The sequence below is a fragment of the Pseudomonas sp. NFACC10-1 genome (genome assembly GCF_900119195.1).
Classification (GTDB): domain Bacteria; phylum Pseudomonadota; class Gammaproteobacteria; order Pseudomonadales; family Pseudomonadaceae; genus Aquipseudomonas; species Aquipseudomonas cerasi.
Genome location: NZ_FPJB01000007.1, coordinates 154,125 through 170,835, shown reverse-complemented (window position 1 = coordinate 170,835; position 16,711 = coordinate 154,125). Strand labels below are relative to the sequence as shown.

Sequence of the window (16,711 nt, the reverse complement as noted above, 5' to 3'; positions counted from 1 at the left end):
TCACTATGCTGCCTTGCCATGCCCCGCGCCACTGATGTTCGGCCCGTGAATCGAGGGGCATCAGGCGCGCGGATGAGGTGGCCGAATCAACCGCCGATAGGCGTGACGACCTTGCGCTGTTGCTGCATTTCGGCCACGGTTTCGATCTGTTCCTGCGCCAGGTGGACGCCGGTCAGATCGCCGATCAGGCGCCAATGCTCGTCGAGACCGGAGCTGATAGTGGCCATGCGATCAATCATGCGCCGCCCCGCCGTACGCGTGACTTCGTCCTCGCTGCGCAGCAGTTCGAAAGACATTGAGGTCATCGAGGCTGTCAGATGGGTAAGCGTGCGGGCGGTGAGCCCGAGCAACTCCGTTAATTGATGCTCTTTTGAGTCCATTCCCCCACCCCTCGATCAGTAATGTATCGGCAACGATTTATAACCCACGTCCGGGATTAAAGAAACGGTCCTTGTTTCAAGCCCGTGAAGCGCATCCCATTAGGCAACGCCCGCGCAAACATGGACTGTTACAGGATTGGTACTAATTGCCAAGCGCTATTTGAGCAGTGTACAAATGCTGCCTTCTGAAAAAGTGCAGATGGCTGCCAACCTTCTCAGCGTAGCCAGTTTTTGCCCCGTCAATACAGAATAACGGCGTCCCTTCTATCCGGGACGCCAGTAGTGTCCATGTTTCAGAAAAACGCATGCTATTGGTAAGACGCGACATTTTTTTATACCATCGCGCCTTTCTTATTCGTCGCCCCGTGCGGCTTCCGCCGCAGGTCTCGCCCGTTTTATCGATAAAAACCGGCTTTGATAACCTGCGGTCTGTTGCAGAAAAGGTAGTTAATCATGAACGCCAGGCACTTTCTCTCGATGATGGATTACACCCCGGAAGAACTCTCGGGCTTGATCCGTCGTGGCGTAGAGCTTAAAGACCTGCGAAATCGCGGTGTACTTTTTGAACCGCTGAAGAACCGGGTATTGGGGATGATTTTCGAGAAATCATCGACACGTACCCGTCTTTCTTTTGAAGCAGGGATGATTCAGCTCGGTGGCCAGGCCATCTTTTTGTCCCATCGAGACACCCAATTGGGCCGCGGCGAGCCGATTGCCGACAGCGCGAAAGTGATGTCGCGCATGCTGGATGCGGTCATGATCCGTACTTATGCGCACAGCAATCTGACCGAATTCGCCGCCAATTCCCGTGTGCCGGTCATCAACGGCCTGTCCGATGACCTGCACCCGTGCCAGTTGCTCGCCGACATGCAGACCTTCCTGGAGCATCGCGGCTCGATCCAGGGCAAGACCGTTGCCTGGATCGGCGATGGCAACAACATGTGCAACAGCTATATAGAAGCGGCGATTCAATTCGACTTCCAGTTGCGTGTGGCCTGCCCTGCCGGCTACGAGCCAAACGCCGAATTCCTGGCACTGGCTGGCGAGCGCGTCACCGTGGTCCGCGATCCGAAAGCCGCAGTCGCTGGCGCACATCTGGTCAGCACCGATGTGTGGACCTCCATGGGCCAGGAAGAGGAAACCGCGCGGCGCAAAAAGCTGTTCGCGCCGTTTCAGGTCACGCGTGCCCTGCTCGACCTGGCTGACAAGGATGTGCTGTTCATGCACTGCCTGCCTGCCCATCGTGGCGAAGAAATCAGTGTCGACCTGCTGGATGATTCACGCTCGGTCGCCTGGGATCAGGCGGAAAATCGCTTGCACGCGCAGAAAGCGCTGCTGGAGTTTCTCGTCGCGCCGGCCTGCAAACCCGCATGAACCCGTTGCTGCTGAACCTGCGCAACCTCGCTTGCGGCTATCAGAACCAGCGCGTGGTGCAGGATCTGAACCTGCACCTCAACGCGGGTGACATAGGCTGCCTGCTCGGCTCGTCGGGCTGCGGCAAGACCACGACACTGCGCGCCATTGCCGGCTTCGAACCGATCCATGCGGGTGAGATCACTCTGGCGGGCGAAGTGATCTCCCGTCCGGGCTGGACCCTGCCGCCGGAGAAACGCCGTATCGGCATGGTGTTTCAGGATTACGCGCTGTTCCCGCACTTGAGTGTCGCCGAAAACATCGCATTCGGCATTCGCAACCACCCGCGCCTGGATAAAGTGATCGCCGAGTTGCTTGAACTGGTCAACCTCGGCGCGCTGGGCAAGCGCTATCCACACGAGCTGTCCGGTGGCCAGCAACAGCGAGTGGCGCTGGCCAGAGCACTGGCGCCCGAGCCGCAACTCCTGCTGCTCGATGAACCCTTCTCCAACCTGGACGGCGAGTTGCGCCGGCGCCTGAGCCATGAGGTGCGCGATATCCTCAAGGCGCGGGGCACCAGCGCGATTCTGGTGACTCATGACCAGGAAGAGGCTTTTGCCGTGAGCGATCACGTAGGCGTATTCAAGGAGGGGCGCCTGGAGCAGTGGGACACACCTTACAATCTCTACCACGAACCGCGCACGCCGTTCGTTGCCAGCTTCATCGGCCAGGGCTATTTCATTCGCGGGCAGATGATGAATCCGGAATCGGTGCATACCGAACTCGGTATTCTGCGCGGCAACCGGGCATACCCGGGCGTAAGCGGCGCCGCCGTGGATGTCTTGCTACGCCCTGACGACATCGTCTACGCGCCGCACAGCGACCTGAAAGCACGGGTCATCGGTCGAACCTTTCAAGGCGCCTCGACGCTGTATCGCCTGCAACTGTCGACCGGCAGTCAGCTGGAAGCCATTTTCCCCAGCCACGCCGATCACGGTCAGGGTGAGGAAGTCGGCATTCGTGTGGCAGCAGACCATCTGGTGCTGTTCCCGGCACCCGGCAGCGTGGTTGTGCATACGCTCAACCACTGAGACGCAGATCATTCCCTGCCGATCGGGGCAAATCTGGCTTGGGTATATTCAGCCAGTACCGCTGGCGAAAGCTCGACCTCAAGTCCCCTCCTCCCGGCACTGACGTAAATGCTGTCAAAGCGCTGCGCAGTTTCGTCGATAAAGGTGCGCAGACGCTTCTTCTGGCCCAAGGGGCTGATGCCACCCAATAGGTAACCCGTCGAGCGTTGCGCCGCTGCAGGGTCGGCCATTTCGGTTTTTTTTGCCCCGGCAGCCTGCGCCAAAGCCTTTAGATCAAGTGTTCCGACGACCGGCACGACGGCGACCAGCAATTCGCCTTTTTCGGTACTGGCGAGCAGCGTCTTGAACACCTGTGCAGGCTCCAGACCCAGCTTTTCCGCCGCCTCCAGCCCATATGACGGCGCTTTCGGATCATGTTCATAACTGTGAATGCGATGTTCGGCGCGATGTTTTTTCAGCAAATCCAGTGCGGGTGTCATGCAGCGCTCCAAAAGGTTCCGAATGCCCATCACTTTAAGCGAAGTAAAGTGAACATGCCTTGATTCACGCCACCTGCGACACTGATGGCCTTTTGGCAACAGCCTGAATTCCCCGGTGTAAAGCGGTCCTGCCGGGTCCTTGCGGGGCCCTGGCGATTTACTGACCGTTCGGTTCCGACCTTTGACAGCGTTGTTTCTTGTCTATATTTTTTCGTTTACGAATATTATCGAAAGCGGTTTTTCGGTATAACTCGCACCGGCGATCAGAAATGGGGTTTTTTCTGAGACGCACGAATAACGAGCACCCACGCCTGTCTCAGGGTGCCGAGACAAAAACAAAAATGAGGTATCCATGTCCATCGCACTAAAACAACCGACGCTCACCGGGCAATGTGTGGCTGAATTTCTTGGCACCGCCCTGATGATTTTTTTCGGCACAGGATGCGTTGCAGCGCTCAAGGTCGCGGGAGCCACTTTCGGTCTTTGGGAAATCTGCATCATCTGGGGCATGGCTGTCAGCATGGGGATCTACCTCAGCGCCGGCATTTCAGGTGCCCACCTCAACCCGGCCGTCAGCATCGCGCTGAGTCTGTTCGCCGGTTTTGAAAAACGTAAATTGCCCTTTTATATCTCGGCGCAAATCGCAGGCGCGTTCTGCGGAGCGGGTCTGGTGTACCTGATGTACATCAGCCTTTTTTTCGACTTCGAACATGCTCACCACATCATTCGCGGCAGCGAGCAGAGTCTTGAACTGGCGTCGGTATTCTCGACATATCCAAACCCGGCCATTTCGGTCGGTCAGGCCTTTCTGGTCGAAGTGGTCATCACCACCATTCTGATGGGTGTGATCATGGCTCTGGGCGATGACAGCAATGGTTTGCCGCGCGGCCCGCTGGCGCCCTTGCTGATCGGCCTGCTGGTAGCCGTGATAGGCAGCTCGATGGGCCCACTGACCGGTTTTGCCATGAACCCGGCGCGCGACTTCGGTCCGAAGCTGATGACGTTCTTCGCTGGCTGGGGTGAAATGGCCTTCACCGGCGGTCGTGACATTCCTTACTTCCTGGTTCCGATTTTTGCGCCCATTCTGGGTGCCTGCCTTGGTGCTGCTGGCTACCGCGCGCTGATTGCGCGTCATCTGCCCAGCGCCGCTCCTGTTGAAAATGAAAAAGAGGCTCCTGTGGTTCGCGGCAAAGTTCAGGCTTCATCTTGAGCACCCCTCAATTTGAATCTCACTCAACTGAATCCCACCCAATAAATGCAAGGCAATCGACATGACTGACACACAGAACAAGAACTACATCATTGCTCTTGACCAGGGCACCACCAGCTCGCGCGCCATCATCTTCGACCGCGACGCCAACGTGGTGAGCACTGCCCAAAGCGAATTCGTCCAGCATTACCCGCAGGCAGGCTGGGTCGAACACGACCCGATGGAAATCTTCGCCACCCAGACGGCCTGCATGACCAAGGCGCTGGCGCAGGCCGATCTGCACCACAACCAGATCGCCGCCATCGGTATCACCAACCAGCGTGAAACCACGGTCATCTGGGAGCGCGACACCGGCCGCCCGATCTACAACGCAATCGTCTGGCAGTGCCGCCGCAGCACCGAGATCTGCCAGCAGCTCAAGCGCGACGGTCTTGAGGAGTACATCAAGGACACCACAGGTCTGGTGATTGACCCGTACTTCTCCGGCTCCAAGGTCAAGTGGATTCTGGACAACGTCGAAGGCAGCCGCGAGCGCGCCCGCAAAGGCGAGCTGATGTTCGGCACCATCGATACCTGGCTGATCTGGAAATTCACCGGCGGCAAGGTTCACGTCACCGACTACACCAACGCCTCGCGGACCATGCTGTTCAATATCCATACGCTGGAATGGGATCAGCGCATGCTCGACGTGCTGGACATCCCGCGCGAGATACTGCCAGAGGTCAAAGCCTCCTCCGAGGTCTACGGTCACAGCAAAAGCGGCATCCCGATTGCCGGTATCGCAGGCGACCAACAGGCGGCGTTGTTCGGCCAGATGTGTGTCGAACCCGGCCAGGCCAAGAACACCTACGGCACCGGCTGCTTCCTGCTGATGAACACCGGCAAGAAAGCCGTGAAGTCGGCGCACGGCATGCTGACCACCATCGGCTGCGGCCCGCGTGGTGAAGTGGCCTATGCACTGGAAGGCGCGGTCTTCAACGGTGGCTCGACCGTGCAGTGGCTGCGCGACGAACTCAAGCTCATCAACGACGCGCTGGACACCGAATACTTCGCTGGCAAGGTCAAGGACAGCAACGGCGTGTACCTGGTGCCGGCGTTCACGGGCCTGGGCGCACCTTACTGGGACCCGTACGCACGAGGCGCATTGTTCGGCCTGACCCGCGGTGTGAAAGTCGATCACATCATCCGTGCAGCGCTGGAATCCATCGCCTATCAAACCCGCGACGTGCTCGATGCCATGCAACAGGACTCCGGCGAACGCCTCAAGTCGCTGCGTGTGGACGGTGGTGCCGTGGCCAACAACTTCCTGATGCAGTTCCAGGCAGACATCCTCGGCACCCACGTCGAGCGTCCGCAAATGCGTGAAACCACGGCACTGGGTGCAGCCTTCCTGGCCGGTCTGGCGATTGGTTTCTGGAGCAGCCTGGACGAGTTGCGTAACAAGGCGGTGATCGAGCGTGTGTTCGAGCCGTCCTGTGAAGAGGCGCATCGCGAAAAACTTTACGCAGGCTGGCAGAAAGCAGTCGCGCGTACTCGTGACTGGGAACCGCACGAAAACGAAGAGTGACAGCGCTGTTGTAAGGAGGGGAGCAGGATTCCGGCTGACAGGTTGCACTTTCCTGCGGCATGATGGGCGCCATTTGTAGAGGGCGTCCAAGGAAAAACAATGAACCTGCCTCCCCGCCAACAACAGATCCTCGAACTGGTCCGTGACCGTGGTTATGTCAGCATCGAGGAGATGGCGACGCTGTTCGTCGTGACCCCACAAACCATTCGCCGTGATATCAATCAATTGGCGGAAATGAACCTGTTGCGCCGCTACCACGGCGGCGCAGCCTATGACTCCAGCATCGAAAATACTGCCTATGCCATGCGTGCGGACCAGATGCGCGACGAAAAACAACGGATCGCCGAGGCCATCGCCGCGCAGATCCCGGACAACGCCTCGTTGTTCATCAATATCGGTACCACCACCGAATCCATCGCCCGTGCGTTGCTCAACCACAACAACCTGAAGATCATCACCAATAACCTGCATGTGGCGTCGATCCTCAGCACCAAGGATGATTTCGAGGTGTTGATAGCAGGCGGCAATGTGCGACGTGACGGTGGCGTGGTGGGCCAGGGCAGCATCGACTTCATCACCCAGTTCAAAGTGGACTTTGCCCTGGTGGGCATCAGCGGCATCGACGAAGACGGCAGCCTGCTGGATTTCGACTATCAGGAAGTACGGGTGTCCCAGGCGATCATCGCCAACGCACGCAAAGTGCTGCTGGCGGCTGACTCCAGCAAGTTCGGACGCAACGCCATGGTCCGCCTGGGGCCGATCACCCTCATCGATTGCCTGGTCACCGACCAGCCACCCGTGCCCGCACTGCAGCAGTTGCTGAATCAGCACAAGATTCGTCTGGAAGTGGTGTGATTGTCAGGCGCGAGCGGTGCTCGCGCGGCGGTCCGCATTGCTCATGAAGACGGTGCGTCGAGCGCCCTATTTTCTGGAGTCTGTACCGGCCTCTTCGCGAGCAAGCTCGCTCATACAAGACTTGTGTACATATGGCGCAGCACCCATCTGTGACGCAGAGCGTCACCCAAGGCAGTCCCATGCCGGAGCGTGAGGAACGATAGGTGTCTTGAAGAACACTATCGTATCCATGCTCTGCGTAGGTATGCCGTTCCGGACGCTCTGCGTCCTCCCCGGTTCAAGCGATGCAGCGCAGATCGTTGATCCAGAGCAATTCAGTGCAGGCAGTGCACCGATCCTCCCGGTAACAATTCCCGCCCTACAATGTTCATATTTGTTCTTTTCCTGACACCATCATCAGTATTTTCAATCGATACGTGCTGGCAAGGGTCATTTTATTGAGCTATGATTTTCGAAAATGAACATTAATGTTCAGATTCGCCTTTCGAGCACTGCTCACGAATTGTCCAGGAGGCCACCAATGCCCCACACCAACGTGCCAACCCCGCCCCTCTCAGAGGTCTACGACATTGCCGTTATTGGCGGTGGCATCAACGGTGTCGGTATCGCAGCGGATGCCTCCGGTCGCGGCCTCTCGGTTTTTCTCTGCGAAAAGGACGACCTGGCCAGCCATACGTCTTCGGCCAGCAGCAAGCTGATTCATGGTGGCCTGCGCTATCTGGAGCACTACGAATTCCGCCTGGTGCGTGAAGCACTGGCAGAACGTGAAGTGCTCCTTGCCAAAGCGCCGCACATCGTAAAGCCAATGCGCTTCGTGCTGCCTCACCGCCCACACCTGCGTCCGGCCTGGATGATTCGTGCCGGGATGTTCCTTTATGACAACCTTGGCAAGCGCGAAAAACTCCCCGCATCGCGGACCATTCATTTCGGTGCGGACAGCCCGCTCAACTCGAGCATCACCCGCGGTTTCGAATATTCCGACTGCTGGGTCGACGACGCGCGCCTGGTAGTGCTCAACGCCATGTCCGCTCGTGAAAACGGTGCGCACATTCATACTCAGACCCGCTGTGTCAGCGCCCGCCGTATCAAGGGCATGTGGCATCTGCATCTTGAGCGCAGCGACGGCAGCCTGTTCTCGATCCACGCCAAGGCGTTGGTCAATGCGGCAGGCCCGTGGGTAGCCAAGTTCATCCGTGAAGACCTCAAGCTCGATTCGGCTTACGGCATCCGCCTGATTCAAGGCAGCCACCTGATCGTGCCGAAACTCTACGAGGGTGAGCACGCGTTTATTCTGCAGAACGAAGACAAGCGCATCGTGTTCACGATTCCGTACCTGGAGCACTTCACCATCGTCGGCACCACTGACCGTGAGTATCAGGGCGATCCGAACAAGGTGGACATCACCGAAGGCGAGATGGATTACGTGCTGAAAGTGGCCAACGACCACTTCAAGAAACAGTTGAGTCGCGCAGACGTGCTCCACACATTCTCTGGCGTGCGCCCGCTGTGCAACGACGAGTCCGATAATCCGTCTGCCATTACCCGTGATTACACGCTTTCGTTGTCAGGCGGCGCGGACGAGGCGCCAATTCTGTCGGTGTTCGGCGGCAAGCTGACCACCTACCGCAAACTGGCAGAATCGGCAATGGCGCAGTTGGCACCGTTCTTCAAACAGATGAAACCAAGCTGGACGGCCAACGCTGCCCTGCCTGGCGGCGAAGACATGACCACCGCCGAAGCGCTGGCGACAGAAATGACCCGCCGCTTCAGCTGGCTGCCCGCGCCTATCGCCAAGCGCTGGTCGATCACTTACGGCAGCCGCAGCTGGCGCTTGCTGGAGGGCGCGCAAAGTCTGGAAGACCTTGGTCAGCATTTGGGTGCAGGCCTGTATACCCGCGAGGTCGATTACCTGTGCGATCAGGAATGGGCCACCAGCATCGAAGACATCCTGTGGCGCCGCACCAAGCTGGGCCTGTTCACGACGCCTGAGGAACAGGCCGCCGTGAGCAGCTACCTGGAAACCGTCGTGCGCAACAAAGCCTCTTTCGAAGCCGCCTGATAATCTGCTTGCAACCTGTTCACCCATCGTGCGGTGGACAGGTTTCCCTCCTTACTGCCCTCCTCCCGCCCCCCCCTTTCCATTCGGTTTTCCGAACAATCGCCCCCGCTTTATTCGGCTTCCCGGACGCATTTGTCCGTAGCATCAGAGCCGATCTAAAAAAACCCTTTTAAATTCAGCGTGTTGAATTCTAAAAACGGTCTGGCACGACTCATGCTCTACATTCTGAACCGAGCGTTTCGACAAGAGCGTGTGTCTGGATGTGGACGCCGTTGAAGCATTCGCCAACAAGCGGGCCGACTCTGATTGCGGCCCCATCAATAAAAAATGACATCAAGGACTCACCCATGCGCATCGTTCCCCACCTGTTGGGCGCAGCCATCGCTGCCGCTCTGATCAGCACGCCGGTTTTCGCCGCCGAACTCACTGGCACTCTGAAGAAGATCAAGGAATCCGGCACCATTACGCTGGGCCATCGTGACGCCTCCATCCCGTTTTCCTACATCGCTGATGCCTCTGGCGTGCCGATGGGCTACTCCCACGACATCCAGCTGAAAATCGTCGAAGCCATCAAAAAAGACCTGGACATGCCTGACCTCAAGGTCAAGTACAACCTGGTGACTTCGCAGACCCGTATCCCGCTGGTTCAGAACGGCACCGTCGATGTGGAATGTGGCTCGACAACCAACAATGTCGAGCGCCAGCAGCAAGTCGATTTCTCCATCGGCATCTTCGAAGTCGGCACGCGCCTGCTGTCGAAAAAAGATTCCAGCTATAAGGATTTCGACGACCTGAAAGGCAAGAACGTCGTCACCACGGCGGGCACCACGTCCGAGCGCATCCTCAAGGCGATGAACGCTGACAAGCAGATGGGCATGAACGTGATCTCCGCCAAAGACCACGGTGAATCCTTCCAGATGCTCGAGTCCGGCCGTGCAGTCGCCTTCATGATGGACGACGCGCTGCTGGCAGGCGAAATGGCCAAGGCCAAAAAACCGGACGACTGGGCAGTGACCGGTACAGCGCAATCCTACGAGATCTACGGCTGCATGGTCCGCAAGGGCGATGCCCCGTTCAAGAAGGCCGTGGATGACGCCATTGTCGCTACCTACAAGTCGGGCGACATCAACGCCATCTACAGCAAGTGGTTCATGTCCCCTGTCCCTCCGAAAGGTCTGAACCTGAACTTCCCGATGAGCGACAAGCTCAAGGAACTGATTCAGAACCCGACCGATAAGCCAGCTGACGACAAGAAAGCCTGAGAGACCGGTTCAGCCAGTCTGAACTGACGGCATCCCGGGCGGGCAGCGCTCGTCCGGGATCGCCTCGTCATTCTCGACAGACGACGGTGCGTGCATTTCGATAGCAATAAAAAGAGGGGGAGACCCTGATGAATTACAACTGGGACTGGGGCGTATTCTTCAAGTCCACCGGCGTCGGCAGCGAGACCTATCTGGACTGGTTCATCTCCGGCCTGGGCTGGACCATCGCCATCGCTGTCATTGCCTGGATCATTGCCCTGATACTGGGTTCGGTGCTGGGCGTCATGCGCACCGTGCCAAACCGTCTGGTGTCAGGTATCGCCACGGTATACGTGGAAATCTTCCGTAATGTGCCACTGCTGGTGCAGCTGTTCATCTGGTACTTCCTGGTGCCCGACCTGCTGCCGGAAAACCTGCAGGAGTGGTACAAGCAGGACCTGAACCCGACCACCTCCGCGTTCCTCAGCGTAGTGGTCTGCCTTGGCCTGTTCACCGCTGCCCGGGTCTGCGAACAGGTGCGTACCGGCATTGAAGCACTGCCGAAGGGCCAGGAATCGGCCGCACGCGCCATGGGCTTCAAGCTGCCACAGATCTACTGGAACGTGCTGTTGCCGCAGGCTTACCGGATCATCATTCCGCCGCTCACCTCCGAATTCCTGAACGTGTTCAAGAACTCTTCGGTCGCGTCGCTGATCGGCCTGATGGAGCTGCTTGCGCAGACCAAACAGACCGCCGAATTCTCCGCCAACCTGTTCGAGGCCTTCACCCTCGCGACCCTCATCTACTTCACGCTGAACATGAGCCTGATGCTGCTGATGCGTGTGATCGAGAAGAAAGTCGCCGTACCGGGACTCATCTCACTGGGGGGCAAATAATGGACTTCACTGGAATCGTTCCGGCCATTCCCGGCCTGTGGAACGGCATGGTCATGACCCTCAAGCTGATGGCAATGGGTGTCGTCGGCGGCCTGGTACTTGGCACGCTGCTGGCGTTGATGCGCCTGTCATCGAACAAGTTGCTGGCCAATGTGGCCGGTGCCTACGTGAACTACTTCCGTTCGATCCCGCTGCTGCTGGTGATCACCTGGTTCTACCTGGCCGTGCCGTTCGTGCTGCGCTGGATTACCGGTGAAGACACGCCCATCGGTGCGTTCGCCTCCTGCGTCGTGGCCTTCATGATGTTCGAAGCCGCGTACTTCTGCGAAATCGTCCGTGCTGGCGTGCAGTCGATCTCCAAGGGGCAAATGGGCGCTGCTCAGGCGCTGGGCATGAATTACTCGCAGATGATGCGACTGATCATCCTGCCCCAGGCCTTTCGCAAAATGACCCCGCTGCTGCTGCAACAGAGCATCATTCTGTTTCAGGACACCTCTCTGGTGTACACCGTCGGCCTCGTCGATTTTCTCAACGCATCGCGCTCCAGTGGCGACATCATCGGGCGCGCCAACGAGTTCCTGATCATTGCCGGTCTGGTGTATTTCACGATCAGCTTTGCCGCCTCGCTGCTGGTGAAGCGCCTGCAAAAAAGGTTTGCCGTATGATTTCCATCAAAAACGTCAACAAGTGGTATGGGGACTTCCAGGTACTGACCGATTGCAGCACCGAGGTCAGCAAGGGTGAAGTGGTTGTGGTGTGCGGCCCGTCCGGCTCCGGCAAATCGACCCTGATCAAATGTGTCAACGCGCTGGAACCGTTCCAGAAAGGCGATATCGTTGTCGACGGCACATCGATCTCCGATTCGAAGACCAACCTGCCGAAACTGCGCTCGCGGGTCGGCATGGTGTTTCAGCACTTCGAACTGTTTCCGCACCTGAGCATTGTCGAAAACCTGACCATCGCGCAGATCAAGGTGCTGGGCCGCAGCAAGGCCGAAGCCACCGAGAAGGGACTGAAGCTGCTGGAGCGCGTCGGCCTTTCCGAGCATGCGCACAAGCACCCCGGCCAGCTTTCCGGCGGGCAACAACAGCGTGTCGCCATCGCGCGCGCGCTGGCGATGGACCCGGTGGTCATGCTGTTCGACGAACCCACGTCCGCGCTCGACCCGGAAATGGTCAATGAAGTGCTCGATGTGATGGTGCAACTGGCCCAGGAAGGCATGACCATGATGTGCGTGACCCACGAAATGGGCTTCGCGCGCAAAGTCGCCAACCGGGTGATTTTCATGGACAAGGGACAGATTGTCGAAGACTGTGCAAAGGAAGAATTTTTCGGTGACGTCAGCGCACGCTCGGAGCGTGCCCAACAATTCCTCGCCAAGATTCTGCAGCACTAGGCAGTACTTTAACGGCTGCCCGCTCATCCGCGGGCAGCTGTTCGGTCCAGGACGACTGTGATGAAATGCGACCCCACTCTTTATCGCGCCGCCCCGCCATCACTCGCCGTGAAACCCCGTCTGATCCGCCAACTGTTCCTACCGCCGCTGATCCTCATGCTAATGATCGGGCTGGGCTATATCGCCTATCTGGTCAGTGAACACAGCGCCATCAAGGGACTGCGCGAAACCGGCGAACGCCAGCTGGAGCTGCACGCCCGCACGGTCGAGAGCGAAATCAGCAAATACACCTACCTGCCCAGCGTGCTGGAACTGGAATCCAGCGTGTCGCAGTTGCTGAACGAACCGGGACCCGAGCTTCAGCAGCAGGTCAACCGCTACCTCGAAGGGCTGAATCGACGCAGCCGCAGCCGTGCCATTTACGTAATGGACACCACCGGACGTGTGCTGGCCACCAGCAACTGGCGTGACGCCGACAGTTATCAGGGCGAAGACCTGTCTTTCCGTGCCTACTTTCAGGATGCCGTGCGCGGCCTGCCCGGGCGCTTTTACGGCATCGGCACCACCACCGGTGAGTCGGGCTATTACTTGGCGCATGGGCTGGAAGACAAAGGCCGCATCATCGGCGTTGCGGTGATCAAGGTACGCCTCGAAGCACTTGAAGAACGCTGGCAGCGGGCGCGCCTGGAGGCATTTGTCAGCGACGAGAATGGCATCATCATCCTCTCCAGCGACCCGGCTCGGCGTCTGAAATCAGTACGTCCGCTCACTGCCGAGATCAAGGAGCGCCTGGCTCGCAGCCTGCAATATTACTGGTGGCCGCTCAACGAACTGGTGCCACTGGAACGGGAAACCTTGTCTGAAGGCGTCGAAACACTGGTTTTCCCCGCCAACATCAGTGTCGACCGCGAACACAAAAAGGTCAGTTATCTGGCCCAGAGCCGCCCGCTGAATGACACCGCCTGGCACCTGACACTGCTTACTCCGCTGGAGGATCTGCGCCGTGAAGCGGCCAACCAGGGCATGCTGGTCGCCGTGGCCTGCGCGCTGGTGACCTTTCTGCTGATTGCCTGGAACGAGCGGCGCAAAGTGATCTCGACCCGGCTTGCTGCCAGGGAAGCGCTGCAGGCGGCCAACAACGAACTGGAACGCAAGATCACCGAGCGCACCGAACACCTGCGGGCCAGCAACGAACGCCTCAAGGCGCAGATTCGTGAACGAAGGCAGGCCGAAGACACTTTGCGCAAGGCGCAGGACGAGCTGGTACAGGCCGGCAAGCTGGCAGCCATCGGCCAGATGTCGACCAGCATCGCGCATGAGCTGAACCAGCCTCTGGCCGCACTGCGCACCTTGTCCGGCAACACCGTGCGCTTTCTGGAACGAGGTGCGCTGGATACCGCCAGTACCAACCTGCGTACCATCAATGACCTGGTCGACCGCATGGGCCGCATCACCGCCAGCCTGCGCGCATTCGCCAGACGCGGCGACGATCAGGGCCAGGCGCAACTGAGCAAGGCTGTCGATGCGGCGGCGCAGTTGCTGAGCGTGCGTCTGGAGCAGTCCGGCCTGATAGTGCATCGAGACTTCGTCGACGCCACCCTGACCATCGACCAGACCCGCCTGGAACAGATTCTGGTCAACCTGATCGGCAACGCACTGGACGCCATGTTCGACCTGCCGCAACCGGAGTTATGGCTCAGCGGATCGGTTGTCGACGGCCGATACCGTCTGCGGGTACGTGATAACGGGCGCGGCGTCGACGCCGAGGCGCGCAAGCATCTGTTTGAACCTTTCTTCACCACCAAACCGGGCGAACAAGGCCTGGGGCTGGGCCTGACGCTGTCGGCGAGCCTTGCCGCCGCAGCCGGAGGCAGCCTGAGCGCAGAGCATCCGCAGGACGGCGGTACGACGTTTGTCCTGAGCCTGCCGTTTATCCCCTATGCCCGCCACCCGGACAGCCCGACATGAGACGACACCCATGAGCATAAACAGCGACCTGACTGTCCTGATCGTTGAAGACGATCCGCATGTATTGCTCGGTTGCCAGCAGGCCCTGGCGCTGGAGGACATCGCCAGCGAAGGCGTTGCCAGCGCTGAAGAGGCGCTAAAGCGCATCGGTGACAACTTCGCCGGTATCGTCATCAGCGACATTCGCTTGCCGGGCATCGACGGCCTGGCGTTGCTGAGCCGTCTCAAGGCACGTGACAGCAGCCTGCCGGTGGTGCTGATCACCGGCCATGGCGATATCACCATGGCCGTCAACGCTATGCGCGATGGCGCTTACGATTTCATGGAGAAACCCTTTTCTCCAGAGCGTCTGGTGGACGTCACCCGACGCGCACTGGAACAACGCGGCCTGGCCCGTGAAGTGTGGGCGTTGCGCAAGCAACTCGCCGAGCGCGATTCGCTGGAGGGCCGGATCATCGGCCGCTCCCCGGCCATGCAAAACCTGCGTGCGTTGATTGCCAACGTCGCCGACACCTCGGCCAACGTACTGATCGAAGGCGAAACCGGCACGGGCAAGGAACTGGTCGCGCGCTGCCTGCACGATTTCAGTCGGCGCAAGGACAGCCAGTTCGTGGCGCTCAACTGTGGCGGGCTGGCGGAAAGCCTGTTCGAGTCGGAAATCTTCGGCCATGAAGCCAACGCCTTCACCGGCGCGGGCAAACGGCGCATCGGCAAGATCGAACACGCGCACAACGGCACGCTGTTTCTCGATGAAGTGGAAAGCATGCCGGTCAATCTGCAGATCAAGCTGTTGCGCGTCCTGCAGGAGCGAACCCTCGAACGGCTGGGTTCCAACCAGAGCGTCGCCGTGGATTGTCGGGTCATAGCGGCAACCAAATCCGACTTGAATGCCTTGGGCAAGACCAATCAGTTCCGCAGCGACCTGTATTACCGCCTGAACGTCGTCACGCTTGAACTGCCGCCCTTGCGTGAGCGCCGCGAAGACATTCTGCAACTGTTCGAACACTTCCTGCAGTTGTCGTCGTTACGCTTCGACCGCGAACCGCCCATGCTGGATCAACAGACCAGTTCGAACCTGATGAGCCACGACTGGCCGGGCAATGTACGCGAACTGCGCAACGTGGCTGAACGCTTTGCCCTTGGCCTGCCAGCGTTCAAGCAGTCAGGCACGGTCAGTGAAAACCAGAGCCTGGGATTTGCCGAAGCGGTCGAAGCCTTCGAGCGCTCGTTGCTCGGCGACGCCTTGCAACGCAGCGGCGGCAACCTCAGCCAGGCCAGTCAGGAACTGGGCATGGCCAAGACCACACTGTTTGACAAGGTCAAGAAATACGGGCTTTGAGCACTGCGCCAGATCCTGAACGTGCGGCGTAGCGCAGATCTGTGACGCAGAGCGTGACCCACTGCATTCCCACGCTGGAGCGTGCGGAACGATAGGCGTCCTCAAGACACCTGTCGTGCCCATTCTCCGCGTGGGCATGCCTTCCGGACGCGCTGCGTCCGATCCCGCACGGGCAGTACGTCACTGCGATTCACCGATAATCTGGCGGATTGCGCTGACGAATACCTCGACCGGCTGACCGCCCGAGACGGCGTACTGGTCGTTGAAGACCATGGTCGGCACGGAGGTGATACCGCGAGACGTCCAGAGCTGCTCGGCCTCGCGAACCTCGGAGGTGTACTCGTCACTGTCCAGGATGGCCTGAGCACGCAGACGGTCCAGGCCGACCTTCTGCGCCACATCCGCCAGAGTCTGGTGACTGGACGGGTCTTTCAGGTCACTGAAATAGGCCTCGAACAACGCCTGCTTCAACGCGTGCTGCTTGCCTTGCTGTTCGGCCCAGTGCAACAGTCGATGGGCATCGAACGTGTTGTAGATACGCCGCTCGCCGCTGGCAAAAGTGAAGCCGAGTTCAGCACCGCGTTCACGGATGGTCTGGTGAATACCTTCGATCTGTTCCGGCGTGGAGCCGTACTTTTCGGCGATGTGCTCTTTGATGTCCTGCCCTTCGGCAGGCATGTTCGGGTTCAGCTCGAAAGGCTGGAAGTGAATGTGCGCTTGCACCTCATCCCCCAGTGCCTCCAGCGCCTGATCCAGCGCGCGCAGGCCAATGACGCACCAGGGGCAGGAAACATCGGAGATGAAGTCGATCTTCAGTGCAGTTGTCATGTCGGCCCTTTTCGGTAAGCAAAGGCCACACGATACACCTCTGCCCATG

15 protein-coding genes are annotated in these 16,711 nt (G+C 59.0%); 12 read left to right on the top strand and 3 right to left on the bottom strand.

Features of this window, described 5'->3' with window-relative positions; all coding sequences use genetic code 11:
- Positions 1 to 86: 86 nt before the first annotated feature.
- Positions 87 to 380: a hypothetical protein gene (locus BT119_RS19820; protein WP_032609138.1), complete on the bottom strand. Its 294-nt coding sequence runs from the start codon at positions 378 to 380 to the stop codon at positions 87 to 89.
- A 453-nt stretch (positions 381 to 833) separates the two neighbouring features.
- On the opposite strand from BT119_RS19820, the gene argF reads away from it, so the two are divergent.
- Positions 834 to 1,754: an ornithine carbamoyltransferase gene (argF, locus tag BT119_RS19815; RefSeq protein ID WP_058416677.1), complete on the top strand. Its 921-nt coding sequence runs from the start codon at positions 834 to 836 to the stop codon at positions 1,752 to 1,754.
- Positions 1,751 to 2,824, top strand: coding sequence for an ABC transporter ATP-binding protein (locus tag BT119_RS19810; protein WP_003363608.1), 1,074 nt, complete (start codon positions 1,751 to 1,753; stop codon positions 2,822 to 2,824). The genes argF and BT119_RS19810 overlap by 4 nt, the downstream gene beginning before the upstream one ends.
- A gap of 8 nt (positions 2,825 to 2,832) precedes the next feature.
- On the opposite strand, the gene ybaK is transcribed toward BT119_RS19810, so the two are convergent.
- Positions 2,833 to 3,303: a Cys-tRNA(Pro) deacylase gene (gene ybaK / locus BT119_RS19805; RefSeq protein ID WP_003363610.1), complete on the bottom strand. Its 471-nt coding sequence runs from the start codon at positions 3,301 to 3,303 to the stop codon at positions 2,833 to 2,835.
- A gap of 352 nt (positions 3,304 to 3,655) precedes the next feature.
- Between ybaK and BT119_RS19800 the strand changes: the two genes are divergently transcribed.
- From BT119_RS19800 to BT119_RS19755, 10 genes are all read left to right on the top strand, one after another.
- A complete protein-coding gene (locus tag BT119_RS19800; RefSeq protein WP_003363613.1) occupies positions 3,656 to 4,513 on the top strand; it encodes an MIP/aquaporin family protein in 858 nt (285 codons plus the stop codon).
- A 61-nt stretch (positions 4,514 to 4,574) separates the two neighbouring features.
- Positions 4,575 to 6,080: a glycerol kinase GlpK gene (gene glpK / locus BT119_RS19795; RefSeq protein WP_003363615.1), complete on the top strand. Its 1,506-nt coding sequence runs from the start codon at positions 4,575 to 4,577 to the stop codon at positions 6,078 to 6,080.
- A gap of 99 nt (positions 6,081 to 6,179) precedes the next feature.
- On the top strand, positions 6,180 to 6,935 hold the full coding sequence (locus BT119_RS19790) for a DeoR/GlpR family transcriptional regulator (protein WP_003363617.1): 756 nt from the start codon (positions 6,180 to 6,182) through the stop codon (positions 6,933 to 6,935).
- Between the two features lie 520 nt (positions 6,936 to 7,455).
- Complete coding sequence (gene glpD / locus BT119_RS19785) at positions 7,456 to 8,994, top strand: glycerol-3-phosphate dehydrogenase (protein WP_003431248.1); 1,539 nt, start codon at positions 7,456 to 7,458, stop codon at positions 8,992 to 8,994.
- Positions 8,995 to 9,341: 347 nt separating this feature from the next.
- Positions 9,342 to 10,256 carry a glutamate/aspartate ABC transporter substrate-binding protein gene (locus BT119_RS19780; protein ID WP_003363622.1) on the top strand — a complete coding sequence of 305 codons (915 nt, stop codon included), beginning with the start codon at positions 9,342 to 9,344 and terminating at the stop codon, positions 10,254 to 10,256.
- 128 nt (positions 10,257 to 10,384) lie between these two features.
- Entirely contained in the window at positions 10,385 to 11,131 is a 747-nt protein-coding gene (locus BT119_RS19775) for an amino acid ABC transporter permease (RefSeq protein ID WP_003363624.1), read from the top strand.
- A complete protein-coding gene (locus BT119_RS19770) occupies positions 11,128 to 11,796 on the top strand; it encodes an amino acid ABC transporter permease (protein WP_170947361.1) in 669 nt (222 codons plus the stop codon). The genes BT119_RS19775 and BT119_RS19770 overlap by 4 nt, the downstream gene beginning before the upstream one ends.
- Complete coding sequence (locus BT119_RS19765; protein WP_003363626.1) at positions 11,793 to 12,527, top strand: amino acid ABC transporter ATP-binding protein; 735 nt, start codon at positions 11,793 to 11,795, stop codon at positions 12,525 to 12,527. The genes BT119_RS19770 and BT119_RS19765 overlap by 4 nt, the downstream gene beginning before the upstream one ends.
- 60 nt (positions 12,528 to 12,587) lie before the next feature.
- Complete coding sequence (locus tag BT119_RS19760) at positions 12,588 to 14,495, top strand: two-component sensor histidine kinase AauS (protein WP_072366765.1); 1,908 nt, start codon at positions 12,588 to 12,590, stop codon at positions 14,493 to 14,495.
- A gap of 10 nt (positions 14,496 to 14,505) precedes the next feature.
- The gene (locus BT119_RS19755) at positions 14,506 to 15,834 is read left to right on the top strand and encodes a two-component response regulator AauR (protein ID WP_072366763.1); all 1,329 of its coding nucleotides are present in this window, start codon (positions 14,506 to 14,508) and stop codon (positions 15,832 to 15,834) included.
- 180 nt (positions 15,835 to 16,014) lie between these two features.
- On the opposite strand, the gene BT119_RS19745 is transcribed toward BT119_RS19755, so the two are convergent.
- Positions 16,015 to 16,662 (bottom strand): DsbA family oxidoreductase, encoded by a 648-nt coding sequence (locus BT119_RS19745; protein WP_072366761.1) that lies wholly within the window; start codon positions 16,660 to 16,662, stop codon positions 16,015 to 16,017.
- Positions 16,663 to 16,711 lie beyond the last annotated feature (49 nt).

Coding starts and splice junctions, on each gene's coding strand:
- BT119_RS19745 (WP_072366761.1), bottom strand. CDS start 16,662: ATGACAACTGCACTGAAGATCGACTTCATCTCCGATGTTTCCTGCCCC.
- ybaK (WP_003363610.1), bottom strand. CDS start 3,303: ATGACACCCGCACTGGATTTGCTGAAAAAACATCGCGCCGAACATCGC.
- BT119_RS19755 (WP_072366763.1), top strand. CDS start 14,506: ATGAGCATAAACAGCGACCTGACTGTCCTGATCGTTGAAGACGATCCG.
- BT119_RS19790 (WP_003363617.1), top strand. CDS start 6,180: ATGAACCTGCCTCCCCGCCAACAACAGATCCTCGAACTGGTCCGTGAC.
- BT119_RS19820 (WP_032609138.1), bottom strand. CDS start 380: ATGGACTCAAAAGAGCATCAATTAACGGAGTTGCTCGGGCTCACCGCC.
- BT119_RS19760 (WP_072366765.1), top strand. CDS start 12,588: ATGAAATGCGACCCCACTCTTTATCGCGCCGCCCCGCCATCACTCGCC.
- BT119_RS19765 (WP_003363626.1), top strand. CDS start 11,793: ATGATTTCCATCAAAAACGTCAACAAGTGGTATGGGGACTTCCAGGTA.
- argF (WP_058416677.1), top strand. CDS start 834: ATGAACGCCAGGCACTTTCTCTCGATGATGGATTACACCCCGGAAGAA.
- BT119_RS19780 (WP_003363622.1), top strand. CDS start 9,342: ATGCGCATCGTTCCCCACCTGTTGGGCGCAGCCATCGCTGCCGCTCTG.
- BT119_RS19800 (WP_003363613.1), top strand. CDS start 3,656: ATGTCCATCGCACTAAAACAACCGACGCTCACCGGGCAATGTGTGGCT.
- BT119_RS19810 (WP_003363608.1), top strand. CDS start 1,751: ATGAACCCGTTGCTGCTGAACCTGCGCAACCTCGCTTGCGGCTATCAG.
- glpD (WP_003431248.1), top strand. CDS start 7,456: ATGCCCCACACCAACGTGCCAACCCCGCCCCTCTCAGAGGTCTACGAC.
- BT119_RS19775 (WP_003363624.1), top strand. CDS start 10,385: ATGAATTACAACTGGGACTGGGGCGTATTCTTCAAGTCCACCGGCGTC.
- glpK (WP_003363615.1), top strand. CDS start 4,575: ATGACTGACACACAGAACAAGAACTACATCATTGCTCTTGACCAGGGC.